The 17,488-nt window shown below is 72.6% G+C and carries 17 protein-coding genes; 8 read left to right on the forward strand and 9 right to left on the reverse strand.

Features of this window, described 5'->3' with window-relative positions; genetic code table 11:
* The first annotated feature begins 22 nt into the window (after positions 1 to 22).
* The gene (locus tag ACFYZJ_RS22020; protein ID WP_388570584.1) at positions 23 to 1,870 is read left to right on the forward strand and encodes an HSP90 family protein; all 1,848 of its coding nucleotides are present in this window, start codon (positions 23 to 25) and stop codon (positions 1,868 to 1,870) included.
* On the forward strand, positions 1,867 to 4,776 hold the full coding sequence (locus tag ACFYZJ_RS22025; protein WP_388570585.1) for a tetratricopeptide repeat protein: 2,910 nt from the start codon (positions 1,867 to 1,869) through the stop codon (positions 4,774 to 4,776). The genes ACFYZJ_RS22020 and ACFYZJ_RS22025 overlap by 4 nt, the downstream gene beginning before the upstream one ends.
* Before the next feature lie 55 nt (positions 4,777 to 4,831).
* On the opposite strand, the gene ACFYZJ_RS22030 is transcribed toward ACFYZJ_RS22025, so the two are convergent.
* Positions 4,832 to 6,532, reverse strand: coding sequence for a DAK2 domain-containing protein (locus tag ACFYZJ_RS22030; protein ID WP_388570586.1), 1,701 nt, complete (start codon positions 6,530 to 6,532; stop codon positions 4,832 to 4,834).
* A gap of 287 nt (positions 6,533 to 6,819) precedes the next feature.
* On the opposite strand from ACFYZJ_RS22030, the gene rpmB reads away from it, so the two are divergent.
* Both rpmB and ACFYZJ_RS22040 read left to right on the forward strand, forming a co-directional pair.
* On the forward strand, positions 6,820 to 7,005 hold the full coding sequence (gene rpmB, locus ACFYZJ_RS22035) for a 50S ribosomal protein L28 (protein WP_003993230.1): 186 nt from the start codon (positions 6,820 to 6,822) through the stop codon (positions 7,003 to 7,005).
* A 379-nt stretch (positions 7,006 to 7,384) separates the two neighbouring features.
* Positions 7,385 to 7,627, forward strand: coding sequence for a hypothetical protein (locus ACFYZJ_RS22040; RefSeq protein WP_388570587.1), 243 nt, complete (start codon positions 7,385 to 7,387; stop codon positions 7,625 to 7,627).
* A gap of 9 nt (positions 7,628 to 7,636) precedes the next feature.
* Here ACFYZJ_RS22040 and ACFYZJ_RS22045 read toward each other — a convergent pair whose 3' ends face one another.
* Positions 7,637 to 8,602, reverse strand: a complete 966-nt coding sequence (locus ACFYZJ_RS22045; RefSeq protein WP_388570589.1) for a thiamine-phosphate kinase — start codon at positions 8,600 to 8,602, stop codon at positions 7,637 to 7,639.
* A gap of 206 nt (positions 8,603 to 8,808) precedes the next feature.
* On the opposite strand from ACFYZJ_RS22045, the gene ACFYZJ_RS22050 reads away from it, so the two are divergent.
* Positions 8,809 to 9,042: an Lrp/AsnC family transcriptional regulator gene (locus ACFYZJ_RS22050; protein ID WP_028802415.1), complete on the forward strand. Its 234-nt coding sequence runs from the start codon at positions 8,809 to 8,811 to the stop codon at positions 9,040 to 9,042.
* Positions 9,043 to 9,062: 20 nt separating this feature from the next.
* Positions 9,063 to 9,545, forward strand: a complete 483-nt coding sequence (locus ACFYZJ_RS22055) for a DUF3515 domain-containing protein (RefSeq protein WP_388570590.1) — start codon at positions 9,063 to 9,065, stop codon at positions 9,543 to 9,545.
* Positions 9,546 to 9,582: 37 nt separating this feature from the next.
* Here the strand turns inward: ACFYZJ_RS22055 and ACFYZJ_RS22060 are convergent, their stop codons facing one another.
* The 3 genes from ACFYZJ_RS22060 to ACFYZJ_RS22070 all read right to left on the reverse strand — a co-directional run bounded on the left by ACFYZJ_RS22060 (position 9,583) and on the right by ACFYZJ_RS22070 (position 12,600).
* A complete protein-coding gene (locus ACFYZJ_RS22060; protein WP_388570591.1) occupies positions 9,583 to 10,740 on the reverse strand; it encodes a D-alanine--D-alanine ligase family protein in 1,158 nt (385 codons plus the stop codon).
* 82 nt (positions 10,741 to 10,822) lie between these two features.
* Entirely contained in the window at positions 10,823 to 11,833 is a 1,011-nt protein-coding gene (locus ACFYZJ_RS22065; protein WP_388570593.1) for an NAD(P)H-dependent glycerol-3-phosphate dehydrogenase, read from the reverse strand.
* On the reverse strand, positions 11,830 to 12,600 hold the full coding sequence (locus ACFYZJ_RS22070; protein WP_388570595.1) for a lysophospholipid acyltransferase family protein: 771 nt from the start codon (positions 12,598 to 12,600) through the stop codon (positions 11,830 to 11,832). The genes ACFYZJ_RS22065 and ACFYZJ_RS22070 overlap by 4 nt, the downstream gene beginning before the upstream one ends.
* Positions 12,601 to 12,798: 198 nt before the next feature.
* On the opposite strand from ACFYZJ_RS22070, the gene cofC reads away from it, so the two are divergent.
* Positions 12,799 to 13,446 (forward strand): 2-phospho-L-lactate guanylyltransferase, encoded by a 648-nt coding sequence (cofC, locus tag ACFYZJ_RS22075; RefSeq protein WP_388570597.1) that lies wholly within the window; start codon positions 12,799 to 12,801, stop codon positions 13,444 to 13,446.
* A 292-nt stretch (positions 13,447 to 13,738) separates the two neighbouring features.
* On the forward strand, positions 13,739 to 13,942 hold the full coding sequence (locus ACFYZJ_RS22080) for a hypothetical protein (RefSeq protein WP_388570598.1): 204 nt from the start codon (positions 13,739 to 13,741) through the stop codon (positions 13,940 to 13,942).
* Between the two features lie 66 nt (positions 13,943 to 14,008).
* On the opposite strand, the gene ACFYZJ_RS22085 is transcribed toward ACFYZJ_RS22080, so the two are convergent.
* The 4 genes from ACFYZJ_RS22085 to leuC form a co-directional block, all read right to left on the reverse strand.
* Positions 14,009 to 14,650 carry an HU family DNA-binding protein gene (locus tag ACFYZJ_RS22085; protein ID WP_388570599.1) on the reverse strand — a complete coding sequence of 214 codons (642 nt, stop codon included), beginning with the start codon at positions 14,648 to 14,650 and terminating at the stop codon, positions 14,009 to 14,011.
* A gap of 127 nt (positions 14,651 to 14,777) precedes the next feature.
* Positions 14,778 to 15,008: a hypothetical protein gene (locus ACFYZJ_RS22090; RefSeq protein ID WP_103838071.1), complete on the reverse strand. Its 231-nt coding sequence runs from the start codon at positions 15,006 to 15,008 to the stop codon at positions 14,778 to 14,780.
* Between the two features lie 266 nt (positions 15,009 to 15,274).
* Positions 15,275 to 15,868 (reverse strand): 3-isopropylmalate dehydratase small subunit, encoded by a 594-nt coding sequence (gene leuD / locus ACFYZJ_RS22095; RefSeq protein WP_388570601.1) that lies wholly within the window; start codon positions 15,866 to 15,868, stop codon positions 15,275 to 15,277.
* Between the two features lie 5 nt (positions 15,869 to 15,873).
* Positions 15,874 to 17,304, reverse strand: a complete 1,431-nt coding sequence (leuC, locus tag ACFYZJ_RS22100; protein WP_388570602.1) for a 3-isopropylmalate dehydratase large subunit — start codon at positions 17,302 to 17,304, stop codon at positions 15,874 to 15,876.
* Positions 17,305 to 17,488 lie beyond the last annotated feature (184 nt).

A 17,488-nucleotide genomic window follows, 5' to 3' on the forward strand; every position in this document is an offset into this window, starting at 1 on the left:
CCCCACCCGCGGCGCCGTGACGATGGATTCCCAGACCTCACAGTCCTCACCGGCCTCACAGTCACCCAGCTCCGCCCATACCTTCCAGGTCGACCTGCGCGGTCTGGTGGACCTGCTCTCCCATCACCTCTACTCCAGCCCCAAGGTCTATCTGCGCGAGCTGCTGCAGAACGCGGTGGACGCGATCACCGCCCGCCGCGCCGAGCAGCCCGGCGCGCCCGCCACGGTCCGGCTGTACGCGGACGGCGGGACCCTGCGCGTGGAGGACTCCGGCATCGGGCTCACCGAGTCCGATGTGCACAACCTCCTCGCCACCATCGGACGCAGCTCCAAGCGCGCCGACGGCCTGCAGGAGGCGCGCTCCGACTTCCTCGGGCAGTTCGGCATCGGACTGCTGGCGTGTTTCGTCGTCGCCGAGCGCATACGGGTGGTCAGCCGCAGCGCCCGTACGCCGGATGCGGCGCCCGTGGAGTGGACGGCCGCCGACGACGGTTCGTACGTCGTGCGCACACTGCCACCCGACGCGCGGCCCGAACCCGGCACCACCGTGCACCTGGTGGCCCGTCCGGGTGCCGGCGACTGGCTCTCGGCGGACCGGGTGCGGTCCCTGGCACGGGACTTCGGATCGCTGCTGCCGTACGACGTCCGGGTCGGCGACGAGCCGGTCACGGACCTGCCCGCGCCCTGGGACCGTGCCCACCCCTCCCCCGCCGCCCGCAGGGTGGCCCTGGCGCGCCACTGTCACGACCTGTTCGGTTTCACCCCGCTGGACTCCATCGACCTGGACGTGCCGCTCGCGGGCATCCGGGGTGTGGCGTACGTGCTGCCGACCTCGGTGAGCCCGGCCCAGCGGGCGGGTCACCGGGTGCATCTCAAGGGCATGCTGCTGACCGAGCGGGCCGAACAGCTGTTGCCGGACTGGGCGTTCTTCGTGCGCTGTGTGCTCGACACGGACAGCCTCAGGCCCACGGCGTCGCGCGAGTCGCTGTACGAGGACGAGACGCTCGCGGCCGTACGGGAAGCCCTCGGGGAGCGCATCAGGTCCTGGCTGACCTCTCTCGCGGCCGGTGACCCCGAGCGGCTCGCCGCCTTCCTGTCGGTGCACCACCTGGGCGTGAAGTCGCTGGCGCGGCACGACAAGGAGATGCTGCGCACCATGTTGCCGTGGCTCCCCTTCGAGACGACCGACGGGCGGCTGTCCCTGGAGGAGTTCGCGCAGCGGCATCCCGTCGTGCACTTCACCCGGACGGTGGAGGAATACCGCCAGGTGGCGCCGATCGCGTCCGCACAGGGCGTCGGTGTGGTCAACGGCGGCTACACGTACGACAGCGAGCTGATCGAGGCGCTGCCGTCGGTGCGCCCGGGCACGCCGGTCGCCGAACTGGACGCGGACACGGTGACCGCGCACCTGGACGCGGTCGACCCGGCCGAGGAGCTGGCGCTCGCCGCCTTCCTGGCGGCGGCGCGCGCCAAGCTCGACCCGCTGGGCTGCGATGTCGTGCTGCGCGCGTTCCATCCGCTGTCCGTGCCGGCGCTGCACCTGGACGACCGTGAGGCGCGCCACGAGCAGGCGCGGGCGGAGGCCGAGGAGCAGGCCGACGAGCTGTGGGCGGGCATCCTCGGCTCGCTGCGGGGCAGTGCTCCACGCGCGCGTCTGGTGCTCAACCACCTCAACCCGCTGGTCCGCAGGATCAGTTCGCTGAGGGATCCCGAGCTGATCGGTACCGCCACGGAGTCGCTGTACGGGCAGGCCCTGCTGATGGCCCAGCGGCCGCTCAGGCCCGCGGACTCCGCGCTGCTGAACCGTGCCTTCATCGGCCTTCTGGAATGGGCCACCCACTCCGACTCGCCCAAGGACGGCCCCCGATGAGCCAGATCATGGATTTCGACTCGCTGCGCCGGGCCATGGCGGACAACTACGAGCAGCCGGAGGGCCCGGCGCGCAACGCGCGCGCGGAGCAGCTGCTGGTGGAGGCGGAGAAGCTGGGCATCCCCCTGGCCGTGATCGAGGCGCTCGGGCACCAGTTGCAGGTCTACAACTACAGCTCCGAGAAGGACAAGATGTTCGTTCCGTTCGCGCGGTTGCTGCGCATGTGGGACGAGCGCCCGGAGGACTTCGACGAGTACGAGGCCCATTCGCTGCACTGGGTCTTCAAGTGGATGTCGGCGGGCATGCTGGGCCAGCCGCACATCCCGCTGGCCTCCATCGAGAAGTGGCTCGGCGAGATGGAGCACCGCTACCGGCTGGCCGGGTACTCCGAACGGGCCGTGCGCAGCGCCGAGTTCAACATCGCCGCGCACATAGGGGACCTGGAGCGGGCCGAGCGGGCGTACGCGGCGTGGCTGGCCGCCGACCGGGACGCGATGGCCGACTGTCACGCGTGCGAGCTGCACGACCAGGGCTGGTGGCAGTCCAGCAAGGGCGAGGACGAGCGGGCCCTCGAACTGTGGCGGCCGGTCCTGGAGGGCGAGCACGTCTGCGCCCACGAACCGCACGCCGCACTGGCCTCCTCCCTGCTGCCGCTGCTGCGGCTGGGCCACCTGGACGAGGCACGGGCACACCACCTGCGCGGGCTGCGGCTGGTGCGGGCCATGGAGAGCATGCGCTCCTCGTACGCGGACCACGTGGAGTTCTGTGCGCTGACCGGCAACGAGGCCCGCGGCCTCGAACTGCTGTCCGAGCGGCCGGCGTACTTCACCGACTCCGGGGAGCCGCGCAGCAAGCTGAACTTCCTCACCGTGGTGGCGCTGCTGATGGGCCGGCTGGTCGAGCGCGGCCTCGGCGACCAGGTGGTGCCCGGCCCGGCGGGCCGGGAGTGGACCGCCGGGGAACTGGCCGTCCACGCGCGCGGGGAGGCGTTGGCGCTGGCCGCCCGCTTCGACGCGCGCAACGGCACCTCGTACGTCGGCGAGCGCACCCGGGAGCGCATGGACCGCCGCCCGCTGGTGGACCGGCTGCCGCTCGGGGTGCGTGCGGCCCGCCCGGCGCCGGTGGCGCCGCCGCCGCGCGGCCCGCGGGCCCCGCGGGCCGCGGAGCGGGACATCGCGGACCTCCTCGCCGAGGCGCGGCGGCTGGCGGACGCCCTGGACCCGGCCGCGATGGACGCCTGGGCGGCCGTGGCGCGCGCCGCCCAGGGCCGCCGGCTGGACCCCCGGGACCAGGCGGACCTCGTCGACCACGAGGCGATGAGCCGCGGCCCGGAGGGCGTCGAACCGTTCGAGCGGGCGGCCGAGTTGTATCTGGCCGCCGGTGACCCCGGTGAGGCGCTGGCGGCACGCGCGCGTGCGGCCTTCGTACGGTCCCTGACAGGCCACCCGGACGAGGCACTGGAGACGGTCACCGCGCTGCGCGAGGAGGCGCTCGCCCTGTTCGAGGCCGGTGGCACGGGGGTGCGGCAGACGGCGTCCGTCCTCGTCGGGCGGGCCCGCGTCCTGATGAACCGGCTGCACGAGGACGGTGGCGACGCGGAAGCCGCGGAGGAGGCCGCCCGGGAGCTGCTGGCGTTCGCCGGGCCGCACACCGCCGATCGGCACCTGGCGCATCGGGCCGCCGAGGCCAAGACCATGCTCGGCCGACTGGCGGTGCACGCCGGGGACCCGCGGGCCGGGGCGGAGCTGCTGGCGCGGGCGGCCGAGGAGTACGTGGCGGCGGGCCTGCCGTGGTTCGCGGTGGAGCACGAGGCGCGGCTGGCCGACGTCGCCCGGCAGCTCGGCGACGCGGAGACGGCCGAGCGGGCGGCCCGTGCGGCCCTGGAGCACGGCCAGGGGGTTCTGGAGCCGCTCGGGCAGGCACAACTGCACCTTCAGGTGGCGGAGGTGCTGGCGGCGTCGGGGCGGCTTTCGGAGGCCGCCGGGCACGCCCTGGAGGCGGCGCACTGGGCCGACGAGGCGGGTGAGGGCCCGACGCTGGGTGCCTGGGCGCGGCACCAGCTGGGCGGGCTCCTGCTGCGGCAGGGGCGGTACGCGGAGGCGGCGGAGGTGCTGGAGTCCGCACTGCCCGATCTGACCGCCGACACGCACGGCGACGGGGCGATCGTGCAGACCCAGTGGTGGCTCGGCGACTGCCACACGCAGCTGGGCGAGCACCGGGAGGCGGCCGAGCGGTGGCTGCGGGCCGCGGAGATCGCCCGGCACTGGCCGGGCCGGCGGGACCACGCCATGCTGGCGCACCTGGCCGCCGAGGCACTGGGCCGCGCGGGCCTGCCCGTGGAGGCGGACCGGGCGTACGCGCGCGCCGGTGACCTGTGGCGCGAGCTGGGCAACACGCCGAGTCTGGTCCGCGCACTGCGCGCCCGTGCGTGGCTCGCGGCGGGCGGGGAGGCGGGCCTGGACGCCGCGCGGGAGCTGATGGCCGAGGCGGCGCGGGAGTGCTCCGCGGCGGCGGAGGCGGCGGCGGACGAGGAGGCGCGCGCCCAGCTCGTCACCGAACTCGGGCACACGCACCGCCAGTTCGGCGAGCTGGTCGCCCGGTCGGCCGGCGACGGTGCGGACGAGGAGGTGATGCACACGGCGTTCGAGGAGGCACTGACGCACCTCACGGAGGCGATCGCCGCCTTCGCGTCCCTCGGCACGGGCGCCCTCGGTGCCCGTACCGGCGCGGAACTGACCGCCGGCTGGCTGGAGGCCGACCTCGGGCGCCCCCACGAGGCGTCGGCACGCGCGCGTGCGGTGCTGGCGGCCTACGAGGAGGCGGACGCCGACGCGGAGACGGCCGAGGCCCGGCGAGCCGAGGCGGAACGCCTGCTGGAGCAACTGGCCACCCCGCAGCAGCGGTGACGACCGCCGCCGGGCGCCTGCCTCCCCCGCGTGGGGCGCCCGGCGGCGCTCCGGATCACTCCACGCCGATCAGCAGCAGCGGCCCCTGGCGGCCGCCCCGGTACACCACCGTGTCGACCGCCAGGTACGCCTCGCGCACCCGCGCCTCCAAGTGGTCCGCGACGGCGTGCGGGGCCTCGTCGCCGAGGACCAGGGTGACCATCTCGCCGCCCGCCGCCAGCATGCGGTCAAGGACCGTCTCGGCCGTCGCCGTGACGTCGGACCCGATGACCGCGACATCGCCGTCGATCAGTCCGAGGACATCCCCGGCCTGGCAGATGCCGGCCATCGTCCAGGACCGCTCCGCCGCGACGGTCACCTCGGCGTACCGGGTCGCGCCGGCCGCCGACGTCATCGCCACCACGTCCTCGTCGAAGCGGCGCTCCGGCTCGTGCACGGCCAGCGCCGCGATGCCCTGCACCGCGGACCGGGTCGGGATCAGCGCCACGCGGACGCCCTCGGTACGGGCCTGCTCGGCCGCGGCGGCCGCGGTGTGGCGCAGGTCGGCGTCGTTGGGCAGCAGCACCACCTCGCGCGCGTGCGCCCGCCGTACCGCCTCCACCAGCTCCCCGCTCGCCGGGGGCTCTCCCGGGCGGGCGAGCACGGTGGTCGCCCCCGCCTCCTGGTACAGCCCGGCCAGACCCTCGCCCGGCACCACGGCCACCACCGCCCGCTGCACCCGCTCGCGCAGCGGCCGTCCGGTGCCTCCGGTGTGCGCGTCACCGCTGCCGAAGTGGGTGATCCGGATCCGGTACGGCCGACCTGCCTCGATGCCCGCCTCCACGGCGGCGCCCGCGTCGTCGGCGTGCACATGGACGTTCCACAGCCCGTCCCCGCCGACCACGACGAGCGAGTCCCCGAGCGTGTCGAGCCGCTGCCGCAGCCGTGTCACGGCGGCGTCGTCGGCCTCCAGGAGGTAGATCACCTCGTAGGCCGGCCCACTCCCGTCGGCGGAGCAGTCCCCGGGCCCCTGGCGGGGCACCGTGAGCCTGGCGTCCGGCACGCGCGCGTGGCCGCCCGAAGCGGCGGCCGGCGCCTCCCCGGCCACCCGGGGCGCCTCCCCGGTCAGCGTCTCCACCAGGGCCGCGAGCACCGCCACCAGCCCCCTGCCGCCCGCGTCGACGACTCCGGCGCGCTCCAGGACCGCCAGTTGCCCGGGCGTCGCCGCCAGGGCCGCCCGCGCTCCCTCGTACGCCGCCCGTGCCACGCTGCCGCAGTCGCCCTCGGCGCCGGTGACCGCCTCCGCGGCGGCCGAGGCGACGCTCAGGACGGTGCCCTCCACCGGGTGCGCGACGGCCTGGCGCGCGGAGTCGGCGGCCTGCCTCAGGGCGAGCCGCAGCCCCTGCGCGTCGGCGTGGGCCGTCTCACCGTCGGCGGCGAGCACCTGCGCCATGCCGCGCAGCAGCTGCGCGAGGATGGTCCCGGAGTTGCCGCGGGCCCCGATGAGCGCGCCGTGCGCCATGGCCCGTACGGCGTCGGCGAGCGCCGGCCGCCCCTCGCTCCCGGCGGCGCCCGTCTCGTAGCCGGCGAAGACCGCCTCGACGGCCGCCGCGGCCGACTCCACGGTCAGATACAGGTTCGTGCCGGTGTCCCCGTCGGCCACGGGATAGACGTTGATCGCGTCGATCTCCTCGCGCGCCCGCCCCAGCGCCTGAAGGGCGAGAGAGCACCAGGTGCGCACCGCGAGCGCATCCAAGGGCTGCGGCACCTGCGCCACCTGCGCCTCCTTCAGCTGCTGGACGTGGGAGGCAGCGTAGACCCAGGAGGGGCCCGGGCCGGAAGAGGGCCGGGCCGGACGCCGCTGCGCGGGCCGTCCACAGGGCCGCGGCTGGGCCCGGCGCGGCCGTGGTAGTTTCGTTCTACGGGCGCAGCCGATGTATGCTGCTCCGGTTGCCCGATCCAGGTCGGGTGTTTCCCCTGGCAGCGCCACTCAGATCCTACGATCTCGATCCCGGCATGCCGGGACCATAACCGTAAGTGCATCTGAAGTCTTTGGAGTGACCCGTGGCTGCCAACTGCGACGTCTGCGGCAAGGGGCCGGGCTTCGGCAACAACATCTCGCACTCGCACCGCCGTACGTCCCGTCGCTGGAACCCGAACATCCAGCGTGTGCGTACCGTGGTGGGCGGGACGCCGAAGCGCGTGAACGCTTGCACCTCGTGCATCAAGGCCGGCAAGGTCTCGCGCTGACGCCCAGTTAAGCGCGCGGCCACCGCTGGTTCGCTGCACTGAGCCGGTCCATCTCGGTGGGCCGGCTTTTTGCTGTGCCCGCGCGGGCGCGGCCTGCCGGAATCCGCCGCATGCGCTGCGGCGTCCTCGCCCCCTCGACGTCCGCACCGAGGACGGCACCCCGCTCGACGCCGGTGGTCCCCGCCGCCGTGCGCTCCTGACCCCGCTCCTGCTCGACGCCGGGCGGACGGTGTCCGCCGAGCACCTCACCGACGGTCTGTAAGGCGACGAGCCGCCCGCGCGAGCCGCGAACACGCTCCAGTCGCAGATCTCCCGCCGGCGCAGGCGGCCGGGCCCGCACGCGGAGGCCGAGGCGGCCCCCACCGGGCAGCGTCCCGCCGTGTCACCCGACACGGTCGACGCGCGCCGTTTCGAACGGCTCGCCCGCGAAGGCTCCGCGGCCCTCGCGGGCGGCGACCACCGCACGGCGGCCGCCCCCTTCTTCGCCCCGGCGACCGAGCGGCGGATCCACAGCCGGGACCGGACGTACCGGCTGCTGAGCTCCCGGCTGCTCGCGGGCTTCCGCAAGCGGCTGACGGAGAAGGCGGCGACGGCCGTCGAGCCGCCGGAGTACCCGGTGTGAGACCCCGGTCTACGCCTCGATGTCCCCGAAGTGGTCCCAGCCGCCCTTGCTGGTCCACGGCGCCCCGTCCACCGTCACCTGGGGCAGCGCCGAGGGGTTGAGGACCTCGCCGATCACCTTCCAGCGGGCCGGCAGCTTCACGTCCGGCGGGAAGGTGGCGACGATCGCGTGGTCCTCGCCACCGGTGAGCACCCACTGCAGGGGGTCCACGCCCACGGCCTGCCCGATGTCGTTCATCTGGGACGGGATGTCGATGGCGCCGGAGCGGATGTCGATCCGCACCTTGCTCGCCTCCGCGATGTGCCCGAGGTCGGCGATGAGCCCGTCGCTGACGTCGCACATCGCGGTCGCGCCGAGCCCGGCGGCGGCCGGACCCGCGTGGTACGGGGGCTCGGGGCGCCGGTGGGCCTCCACGAACGCGCGCGGGGAGCGGAAGCCGCGGGAGAGCACCGCGTACCCGGCCGCGGACCAGCCGAGCCAGCCGGTGACGGCGACCACGTCGCCGGGCTGGGCACCGGCCCGGGTGACCGGCTCCTGGTTGCGCAGGTCGCCGAGCGCGGTGATCGAGATCATGATGGTGTCGCCGCGTACGACGTCACCGCCGACCACCGCCGCGCCCGCGACCTGGCACTCGTCGCGCAGGCCGTCCATCAGCTCGGTGGGCCAGGTCGCCGGCAGTTCGGCGGGGACGACGAGGCCGAGCAGCAGCGCGGTCGGCACGGCGCCCATCGCGGCGATGTCCGCGAGGTTCTGCGCGGCCGCCTTGCGGCCGACGTCGTACGCCGTCGACCAGTCACGGCGGAAGTGCCGGCCCTCCAGCAGGATGTCGGTGCTCGCCACCACCCTGCGGTCGGGGGCGGCGACCACCGCGGCGTCGTCGCCGGGGCCGACCCGGACCGCCGGGGTGGTGGTGAGCCGGGAGGTGAGCTCCCTGATGAGCCCGAACTCGCCCAGCTCGCCCACGGTGCCCTTCATCGTCGTACGTCCCCTTCTCTTGCCTTCCGCGCCCGGTCGCGAGCCCTCATCGTCCTCGGTACGGTCGTCTCGACCGTCACCTTGTGTCGCCGGTGTCGCCCGGCGCTCACGCCACAGCCTCCGCGGGTCTCCCCCCGGCGAGCGGCGACGCGGTACCGTGGCGTCCCTTCTCTCCACATGATCCTCGTGGCCGCCCTGGAGGTTCCGTGGTACAGGCGTACATCCTGATCCAGACGGAGGTCGGCAAGGCGTCGACCGTCGCCGAGACGATCAGCAAGATCCCTGGGGTGATCCAGGCCGAGGACGTGACGGGTCCGTACGACGTCATCGTGCGCGCCCAGGCCGACACCGTCGACGAACTCGGCCGCATGGTGGTCGCGAAGGTCCAGCAGGTGGACGGCATCACCCGCACCCTGACCTGCCCGGTGGTGCATCTGTAGCCCCCGTCTACGCTTGCCCGGTGAACATCCTGCGTCACCGGCTGCTCGGTCTGCGCGCCCTCGCCCTGCTGATCGCCGCCGTGGGCTGCTCCTCGAACGACGGCAGCCCCTCGGCCGCGGTTCCCAGCCCGGACGCGAAGGTCACGAAGTTGTGCCGGAACCTGGACAAGGTGCTGCCGCGGAAGGTGGGCGGCCAGGGCCGGAACGACCCCGAGCCCCGGTCCGCGCTGACGGCGGGCTGGGGAAGCCCGGCGATCATACTGCGCTGCGGGGTGCCTCGGCCCGCGGAGATGTCCGACCCGGAGGCCGACGGTGCGGAGGTGAACGGGGTGGGCTGGCTGTTGCAGAAGGAGAACGACGGGTCGTTCCGTTTCACCACCACGCTGCGGCAGGCGTATGTCGAGGTGACCATTCCCAAGGCGCGGACGGCCGGAGGCGTGGGGCCGCTCGTCGATGTGGCCCCTGCCATCAAGAAGGCGATCCCCGAGGGGATCGCCTCCTGAGAGCGGATGTGACACGGGGCTCCGCGCCGTACGGTCCTCAGCGCAGCCCGGTCGAGCGGTTCAGCGCCGCCTGGATCAGGCGGTCCACCAGCTCGCCGTAGGAGATCCCGCTCGCCTGCCACATCTGCGGGTACATCGAGATGGGCGTGAACCCGGGCATCGTGTTGATCTCGTTGATCACGAACTCGTCCTCCTCCGTCAGGAAGAAGTCCGCGCGGACCAGCCCTTCGCAGGACGCGGCCTCGAACGCCGCCACCGCGAGGCGCTGCACCTCGGCGGTCTGCTCGTCGGTCAGCGGCGCGGGCACGATGCCGGGCGTGGAGTCGATGTACTTCGCCTCGAAGTCGTAGTAGGCGTGCGCGTCCGGCGGCGGGATCTCGGCCGGTACGGAGGCGCGGGGGCCGTCCTCGAACTCCAGGACGCCGCACTCGATCTCGCGGCCCCGTACCGCCGCCTCGATCAGGATCTTCGGGTCGTGGCGCTGGGCCTCGGCGATGGCCTCGTCCAGGCCGGAGAGGTCCTCGACCTTGGTGATGCCGATCGACGAACCCGCGCGCGCGGGCTTCACGAACAGCGGCCAGCCGTGCTCGCCGGCGAAGTCGACGATCTTCTTGCGGGCGGCGGCCTCGTCACGCTCCCACTCGCGCGGCCGGATCACCACGTAGGGGCCGACCTTGAGCCCGAACGAGGCGAACACCCGCTTCATGTACTCCTTGTCCTGGCCGACGGCCGAGGCGAGCACGCCCGAACCCACGTACGGGACGCCGGACAGCTCGAGGAGGCCCTGGAGGGTGCCGTCCTCGCCGTAGGGGCCGTGCAGCACGGGGAAGACCACGTCGACGTCGCCCAGCGCCTTGGGCACCGAACCGGGCTCGCTGTAGACGACTTCGCGGCTCGCCGGGTCGACGGGCAGGATGACGCCGCCCTCCTGGGACTCCGCGAGGTCCTCGACGCTGGGCGTACGGCGGTCGGTGATCGCCATGCGCTCCGGCTCGTCGGCGGTGAGCGCCCAACGGCCGTCCTGAGTGATACCGATCGGCAGGACGTCGTACTTCGTCCGGTCGATGGCACGCAGCACCGCGCCGGCGGTGACCACGGAGATCCCGTGTTCGGAGCTGCGGCCGCCGAAGACGACGGCGACACGCGGCTTGCGGGGCGGCTGCCCAGGGCTCTGGGGGAGGTTCTCGGTGCTCATATCGCGATGAGAGTACCCGTAGGTAGTGCCCTGGGTCAGCGTGCGCCCCGCAGGCGAACGATCAAAAACGGGGCGAGATCGCTCAGCGTCGTTCGGGCTTCGCGCTGCGCGACATCAGTTCCTTCAGGGCGACCACCGGGGGCTTGCCCTCGTGGACGATGCCGACGACCGTCTCCGTGATCGGCATGTCGACGCCGTGCCGGCGGGCCAGATCCAGCACGGACTCACAGGACTTGACCCCCTCGGCGGTCTGCCGGGTGACCGCGATGGTCTCCTCCAGGGTCATGCCCTTGCCGAGGTTGGTGCCGAAGGTGTGGTTGCGCGACAGCGGCGAGGAGCAGGTCGCGACCAGGTCGCCCAGCCCGGCCAGTCCCGAGAACGTCAGCGGATCGGCGCCCATGGCGAGGCCGAGCCGGGTCGTCTCGGCGAGCCCGCGGGTGATGAGCGAGCCCTTGGCGTTGTCGCCGAGGCCCATGCCGTCCGCGATGCCGACGGCCAGGCCGATGACGTTCTTGACCGCGCCGCCCAGTTCGCAGCCCACGACGTCGGTGTTGGTGTACGGGCGGAAGTAGGGCGTGTGGCAGACGGTCTGCAGCCGCTGTGCGACGGCCTCGTCGGTGCAGGCGACCACAGCGGCGGCGGGCATGCGCGCGGCGATCTCGCGGGCCAGGTTGGGCCCGGTGACGACGGCGACGCGCTCCGGGACGACCTTGGCGACGTCCTCGATGACCTCGCTCATCCGCATGGCGGAGCCGAGTTCGACGCCCTTCATCAGGGAGACGAGGATCGTGTGGGGTGCGAACAACGGCGCCCACTCGGCGAGGTTCCCGCGCAGGGTCTGGGAGGGGATCGCGAGTATCGCGAAGTCGGCGTCGCGCGCGGCCTCGGCGGGGTCCGTGGTGGCGCGCAGGTTCGCGGGGAGTTCCACGCCCGGCAGGTAGTCCGGGTTCGTACGGGTGGAGTTGACCGCCTCGACGAGTTCGGCGCGGCGGGCCCAGAGGGTGACCTCGCACCCGGCGTCGGCGAGCACCATGCCGAACGCCGTCCCCCACGATCCCGTTCCGAACACGGCCGCCTTGACCGGCTTGCTCACTGGCCCTGCCCCTCCTTCTCCCGTGCCTTCTGCTGTGCGGCGGACCGGCGGCGCTGTTCGATGCGCACCTCGCGCGGGTCGTACGGCTTCTCGGGCGCCTTCTCGCCGCGGATCTCCTCCAGCTGGCGGGTGATGGCGGCCATGATGACCTCCGTCGCCTCCTTCAGGACGTCGGGGGACATCTCCTTGTCGTAGAAGCGCGTGAGGTCCACGGGCGGGCCGGCGAGCACGTGGTGCGTCTTGCGCGGAAAGAGGTTGGGCTTCTTGGCGTAGGGCGGCAGCAGCTCGTTGGCGCCCCACTGGGCGACGGGGATGACCGGGCACTTGGTCTGCAGGGCGACCCGGGCCGCGCCGGTCTTGCCGGTCATGGGCCAGCCGTTCGGGTCGCGGGTGAGGGTGCCCTCCGGGTAGAAGGCGACGCACTCGCCGCGCTCCACGGCGTCGATGGCGGCCCGGAAGGCGCTGAGCGCGTCCGTGGACTCGCGGTAGACGGGGATCTGGCCGGTGCCGCGCATCGCGGCGCCGACGAATCCCTTCTTGAAAAGGCCGCTCTTCGCGAGGAATCGGGGAACGCGCCCGGTGTTGTACTGGAAGTGGGCGTAGGCGAAGGGGTCCACATGGGAATTGTGGTTCACCACGGTGATAAATCCGCCCTCGGCCGGAATGTTCTCCATTCCACGCCAGTCCCGCTTGAGCAGAACCACCAGCGGTGGTTTGCAGAGGACCGCTGCGAAGCGGTACCAGAAGCCGATTCTGCGGCGGGGCACGCGGACACCTTCCTCTAGGGACCCGGCACGGGGGCCTGGCGCTTGGCTGTGGGCCGCACAAGTGTCGCCCCAGGCCGCCCGTCTGTCGAGAACACCGTACGCCCGCCTGTCTCCGACGACCGCGCTGCGTCGGGCTTCGCACATGTTCTCCAGGGGGCGGGTGACAATGGGCGCGACGAGGACAGGGACGGAGCGCTCGTGCAGTGGACTGTGGTCGTACCCGTGAAGGCCCTGGCGCGGGCCAAGAGCAGGCTCTCGGACACGGCGGGGGACGCGGTGCGTCCGGGACTGGCGCTGGCCTTCGCGCAGGACACGGTGTCCGCGGCGCTGGCGTGTGCGGCGGTGCGTGATGTGGCGGTCGTCACGGACGACCCGGTCGCGGGGCGGGAGCTGGCGGCCCTGGGTGCCCGGATCGTGCCGGACGAGCCGGCGGGCGGTCTGAACGCCGCGCTCACGCACGGTGCGGCCGCCGTCAGGGCGCTGCGCCCGCGCGGTGCGGTGGCGGCGCTCAACGCGGATCTTCCGGCGCTGCGGCCCGTGGAATTGGCCCGGGTCCTGGATGCGGCCACGGAATTCCCGCGCGCTTTTCTGCCGGACGCCGCCGGAATCGGTACGACGCTGCTGGCCGCCGCACCCGGCGGGGAATTGCGGCCGGCCTTCGGCCCTGATTCCCGGGCACGGCACCGCGCGTCGGGAGCGGTGGAGCTCGCGCTCGACGAGGTGGCTTCGGTGCGCCAGGACGTGGACACGGGCGACGACCTGCGCGCGGCCCTGTCCCTGGGCGTGGGCCCGCGCACGACGGCGGCGACGGCCCGGCTGCTGATTCCCGGGCAGCCGGGGGGCTGACGGGTGCCTGCGGCGGCTTCGCGGTTTGGCGGGCCCTGGCGGGATGCCTCTGTCGGGATGCCTCTGTCGGGCAGCCGCCGTCCGCACCCCGCGGCCGGACCGCGTGCGTCGTACGGAGGCGGACGGCCGGCCGGAGCGACTCGTCGGGCCTCGTGCACCGTGGTGGAGCCGCCGCTGTGCCGCTCCGGGCGCCGTGGCACCCCCTCGTACCCGCAGGCGCACCGGGCCCCGGCTTGCCTGGTCGGCCGCTGCCGCCCGGCTCGCCGTCCACCGGCGCCGATAGGCTGCGGTCATGCAGGCGACCGCGTACACCTACGACCCCGACACCCGCACCGGACAGGTGCTGCTCGACGACGGCACCCCGGTCCCCTTCGACGCGGCGGCGTTCGACGCGGGCGGGCTGCGACTGCTGCGGCCCGGTCAGCGGGTGCGGATCGAGACGGAGGGCGAGGGTGAGGGCCGGCGGATCACGCTGGTGACCCTGCACACGTTCTGAACACACCGCGGGCCGGGCTCCTGCTGGAGCCCGGCCCGGCGCGTGAGTAGTGCCCGTGCGCCCCGGTTACCTGCGGGCGGTGGTCTTCTTGGCGGTGGTCTTCCGTGCCGTCGACTTCTTGGCCGGAGCCTTCTTGGCCGGGGCCTTCTTCGCCGCCGCCTTCTTCGTGGTGGTCTTCTTGGCCGCGGCCTTCTTGGCGGCCGCCGCCGTGGTCTTCTTGGCGGGCGCCTTCTTCGCCGCGGCCTTCTTGGCGGCCGCGGCCGTGGTCTTCTTGGCGGGCGCCTTCTTCGCCGCGGCCTTCTTCGTGGCCGCCGCCGTGGTCTTCTTCGCCGCGGCCTTCTTGCCGGCAGCCTTGGCGATGGTGGGCGGTGCACCGGACAGGCTGCCCTTGGGCGCCTTCTTGACGGCCACCTCGCCACCGCGCGGGAGCTTCTTCGTGCCGCTCACCAGGTCCTTGAAGCCCTGGCCCGCGCGGAAGCGCGGCACGGAGGTCTTCCTGACCCGAACCCTCTCGCCGGTCTGGGGGTTGCGGGCGTAACGGGCCGGACGCTCGACCTTCTCGAACGAACCGAAGCCGGTGACCGAGACCCGCTCGCCCGCGACGACAGCGCGGACGATGGCGTCCAGGACATGATCGACAGCATCGGCGGCCTGCTGGCGGCCACCCAACTTGTCGGCAATCGCTTCTACGAGCTGCGCCTTGTTCACGTCTTCCCCTTCGGAGACATCGCCGGAACGAAAGTGTTCAAGCTTTTTCGCACGTTAGGCAGATATATACCGCAAATCAAACACGAAACGGGCTTATCACCCTTGTGCCGCAACAGACTCGGCCGCCTCAGACTTCCTCTTCGGGGATGCGCTCCTCGTCGAGGTCACCCATGAACCGCTCCAGACGCCGGGCCGCTTCGGCGGGATCGTGCTTGGCTGCGGCCGTGATGACCAGCAGCTTCCGGGTCAGCGCCATCCGTACGCCCTCCGGGACTTGCAGTGTGCGCACCCTTGCGTGCGCTTCCTTGAGTTGGCCCGCGACCGCCGTATAGAGCTGGAGTTGGCCGTCGTTGTCCATGCACAGATTGTGCCATCTGGGGCGAGTTGTCGCCCCCGCTGGGGGCAACTGCCGCGCCCCGGAGGGCGCCCGGGCACCGCGGCCCATCGCGGGGTCAGAGTTCGGGTACCCACGCAATGACCTCTGTAACTGCGGCAGTTGATGACCTTGGCAGTGCCCCGCGGGACCTTCTCGGGGCAGATATGGCTGTACCCCCAACCGTCCACGATTGGGGGTACAGAGCGGTGCAGCGATGGCCGAAACCAGCCTTGCGCCGGGGCCGGGTGTCAGACCTGCAGCGTCTTCGGCTTGTACGAGGGGCGGCGCGCCTCGTAGGCGGCGATGTCGGCCTCGTTCTGCAGCGTGATGGAGATGTCGTCGAGGCCGTTCAGCAGCCGCCAGCGGGAGTTCTCGTCCAGCTCGAAGGCGGCGGTGATGCCCTCCGCACGAACCTCACGAGCCTCAAGGTCCACAGTGACCTCAGCAGTGGGGTCCTTTTCCGTGAGCTCCCACAGCGCGTCGACGATCTTCTGCTCGAGGACGACCGTCAGCAGCCCGTTCTTGAGCGAGTTGCCGCGGAAGATATCGGCGAAGCGGGAGGAGATGACCGCCTTGAAGCCGTAGTTCTGCAGCGCCCAGACGGCGTGCTCACGGGAGGAGCCGGTGCCGAAGTCGGGGCCGGCGACCAGCACCGTGGCGCCCTGCCGCTCGGGGCGGTTGAGCACGAACTCCGGGTCCTTGCGCCAGGCCTCGAACAGCCCGTCCTCGAACCCGTCCCGCGTGACCTTCTTGAGCCAGTGGGCGGGGATGATCTGGTCGGTGTCGACGTTGCTGCGGCGCAGCGGGACGGCCCGGCCGGTGTGCGTGGTGAATGCTTCCATGACTCTCAGACTCCAGCGGGCGTACGAGTGTCGACGTCGGACAGGTCGGCGGGGGACGCCAGGTGACCGAGGACGGCCGTGGCGGCGGCGACCTGCGGGGATACCAGGTGCGTACGGCCGCCCTTGCCCTGCCGGCCCTCGAAGTTGCGGTTGGAGGTGGACGCGGAGCGCTCACCGGGGGCCAGCTGGTCGGGGTTCATGCCGAGGCACATCGAGCAGCCCGCGTGCCGCCATTCGGCGCCGGCCTCCTTGAAGACCACGTCCAGGCCCTCGGAGACGGCCTGCAGGCCCACGCGCGCGGAACCGGGAACGACGAGCATCCGTACACCGTCGGCGACTTTGCGGTCCTTCAGGATCGCGGCGGCGGCGCGCAGGTCCTCGATGCGGCCGTTGGTGCAGGAACCTACGAAGACGGTGTCCACCTTGATGGACCGCAGCGGCTGCCCCGACTCCAACCCCATGTACTCCAGGGCCTTTTCGGCGGCCAGGCGCTCCGAAGCGTCCTCGTACGAAGCCGGGTCGGGGACGGACGCCGAAAGCGGCGCACCCTGGCCGGGGTTGGTGCCCCAGGTGACGAACGGCGAGAGCGCGGAGGCGTCGATGTGGACCTCGGCGTCGAATTCGGCGTCGTCGTCGGTCCGCAGCGTCTTCCAGTACTCGACCGCGGCGTCCCAGTCGGCGCCCTCGGGGGCGTGCGGGCGGCCCTTGAGGTAGGCGAAGGTGGTGTCGTCGGGGGCGATCATGCCCGCGCGGGCGCCGGCCTCGATGGACATGTTGCAGATGGTCATCCGGGCCTCCATCGAGAGCTTCTCGATGGCCGAGCCGCGGTACTCCAGGACGTAGCCCTGGCCGCCGCCGGTGCCGATCTTCGCGATGATCGCCAGGATCAGGTCCTTGGCGGTGACGCCCTCGGGCAGCTCGCCGTCGACCGTGATCGCCATGGTCTTCGGGCGGGCCATCGGCAGCGTCTGGGTGGCCAGCACGTGCTCGACCTGCGAGGTGCCGATACCAAAGGCCAGCGCGCCGAAGGCGCCGTGCGTGGAGGTGTGCGAGTCGCCGCAGACGACCGTCGTGCCGGGCTGGGTCAGGCCCAGCTGGGGGCCGACGACGTGCACGACGCCCTGCTCGACATCGCCCAGCGGGTGCAGGCGGACGCCGAACTCCGCGCAGTTCTTGCGCAGCGTCTCCAGCTGGGCGCGGGAGACCGGGTCCGCGATGGGCTTGTCGATGTCGAGGGTGGGGGTGTTGTGGTCCTCGGTCGCGATGGTGAGGTCGAGCCTGCGCACCCGGCGGCCGCTCTTGCGCAGCCCGTCGAAGGCCTGCGGGCTGGTCACCTCGTGCAGCAGGTGCAGATCGATGTAGAGGAGGTCGGGCTCGCCCTCGGCGCGCCGGACGACATGGTCGTCCCAGACCTTCTCCGCGAGTGTCCTACCCATCGCTTTCCCTCCGGCCGGCAAAGACTGCACCGACCCAACTAGAGATCTTGGGGAGTGGTGGCGCCCGTACCCCTGGTTTTCCGGGCGTTCACCGCCGGGCCCGTCGGTCTGCGGGCCGCTGTGACATCCAGGGTGGCGCGTTCCACGAAAAATTGAACTTGCGTTTCACAGAGTGAGACGCGAG

It is taken from the genome of Streptomyces sp. NPDC001848, assembly GCF_042891915.1.
In the GTDB taxonomy this organism is placed as follows: domain Bacteria; phylum Actinomycetota; class Actinomycetes; order Streptomycetales; family Streptomycetaceae; genus Streptomyces.

Coding starts and splice junctions, on each gene's coding strand:
- ACFYZJ_RS22025 (WP_388570585.1), top strand. CDS start 1,867: ATGAGCCAGATCATGGATTTCGACTCGCTGCGCCGGGCCATGGCGGAC.
- ACFYZJ_RS22090 (WP_103838071.1), bottom strand. CDS start 15,008: ATGGACAACGACGGCCAACTCCAGCTCTATACGGCGGTCGCGGGCCAA.
- ACFYZJ_RS22080 (WP_388570598.1), top strand. CDS start 13,739: ATGCAGGCGACCGCGTACACCTACGACCCCGACACCCGCACCGGACAG.
- ACFYZJ_RS22020 (WP_388570584.1), top strand. CDS start 23: ATGGATTCCCAGACCTCACAGTCCTCACCGGCCTCACAGTCACCCAGC.
- ACFYZJ_RS22045 (WP_388570589.1), bottom strand. CDS start 8,602: ATGAAGGGCACCGTGGGCGAGCTGGGCGAGTTCGGGCTCATCAGGGAG.
- leuD (WP_388570601.1), bottom strand. CDS start 15,868: ATGGAAGCATTCACCACGCACACCGGCCGGGCCGTCCCGCTGCGCCGC.
- ACFYZJ_RS22060 (WP_388570591.1), bottom strand. CDS start 10,740: ATGAGCACCGAGAACCTCCCCCAGAGCCCTGGGCAGCCGCCCCGCAAG.
- leuC (WP_388570602.1), bottom strand. CDS start 17,304: ATGGGTAGGACACTCGCGGAGAAGGTCTGGGACGACCATGTCGTCCGG.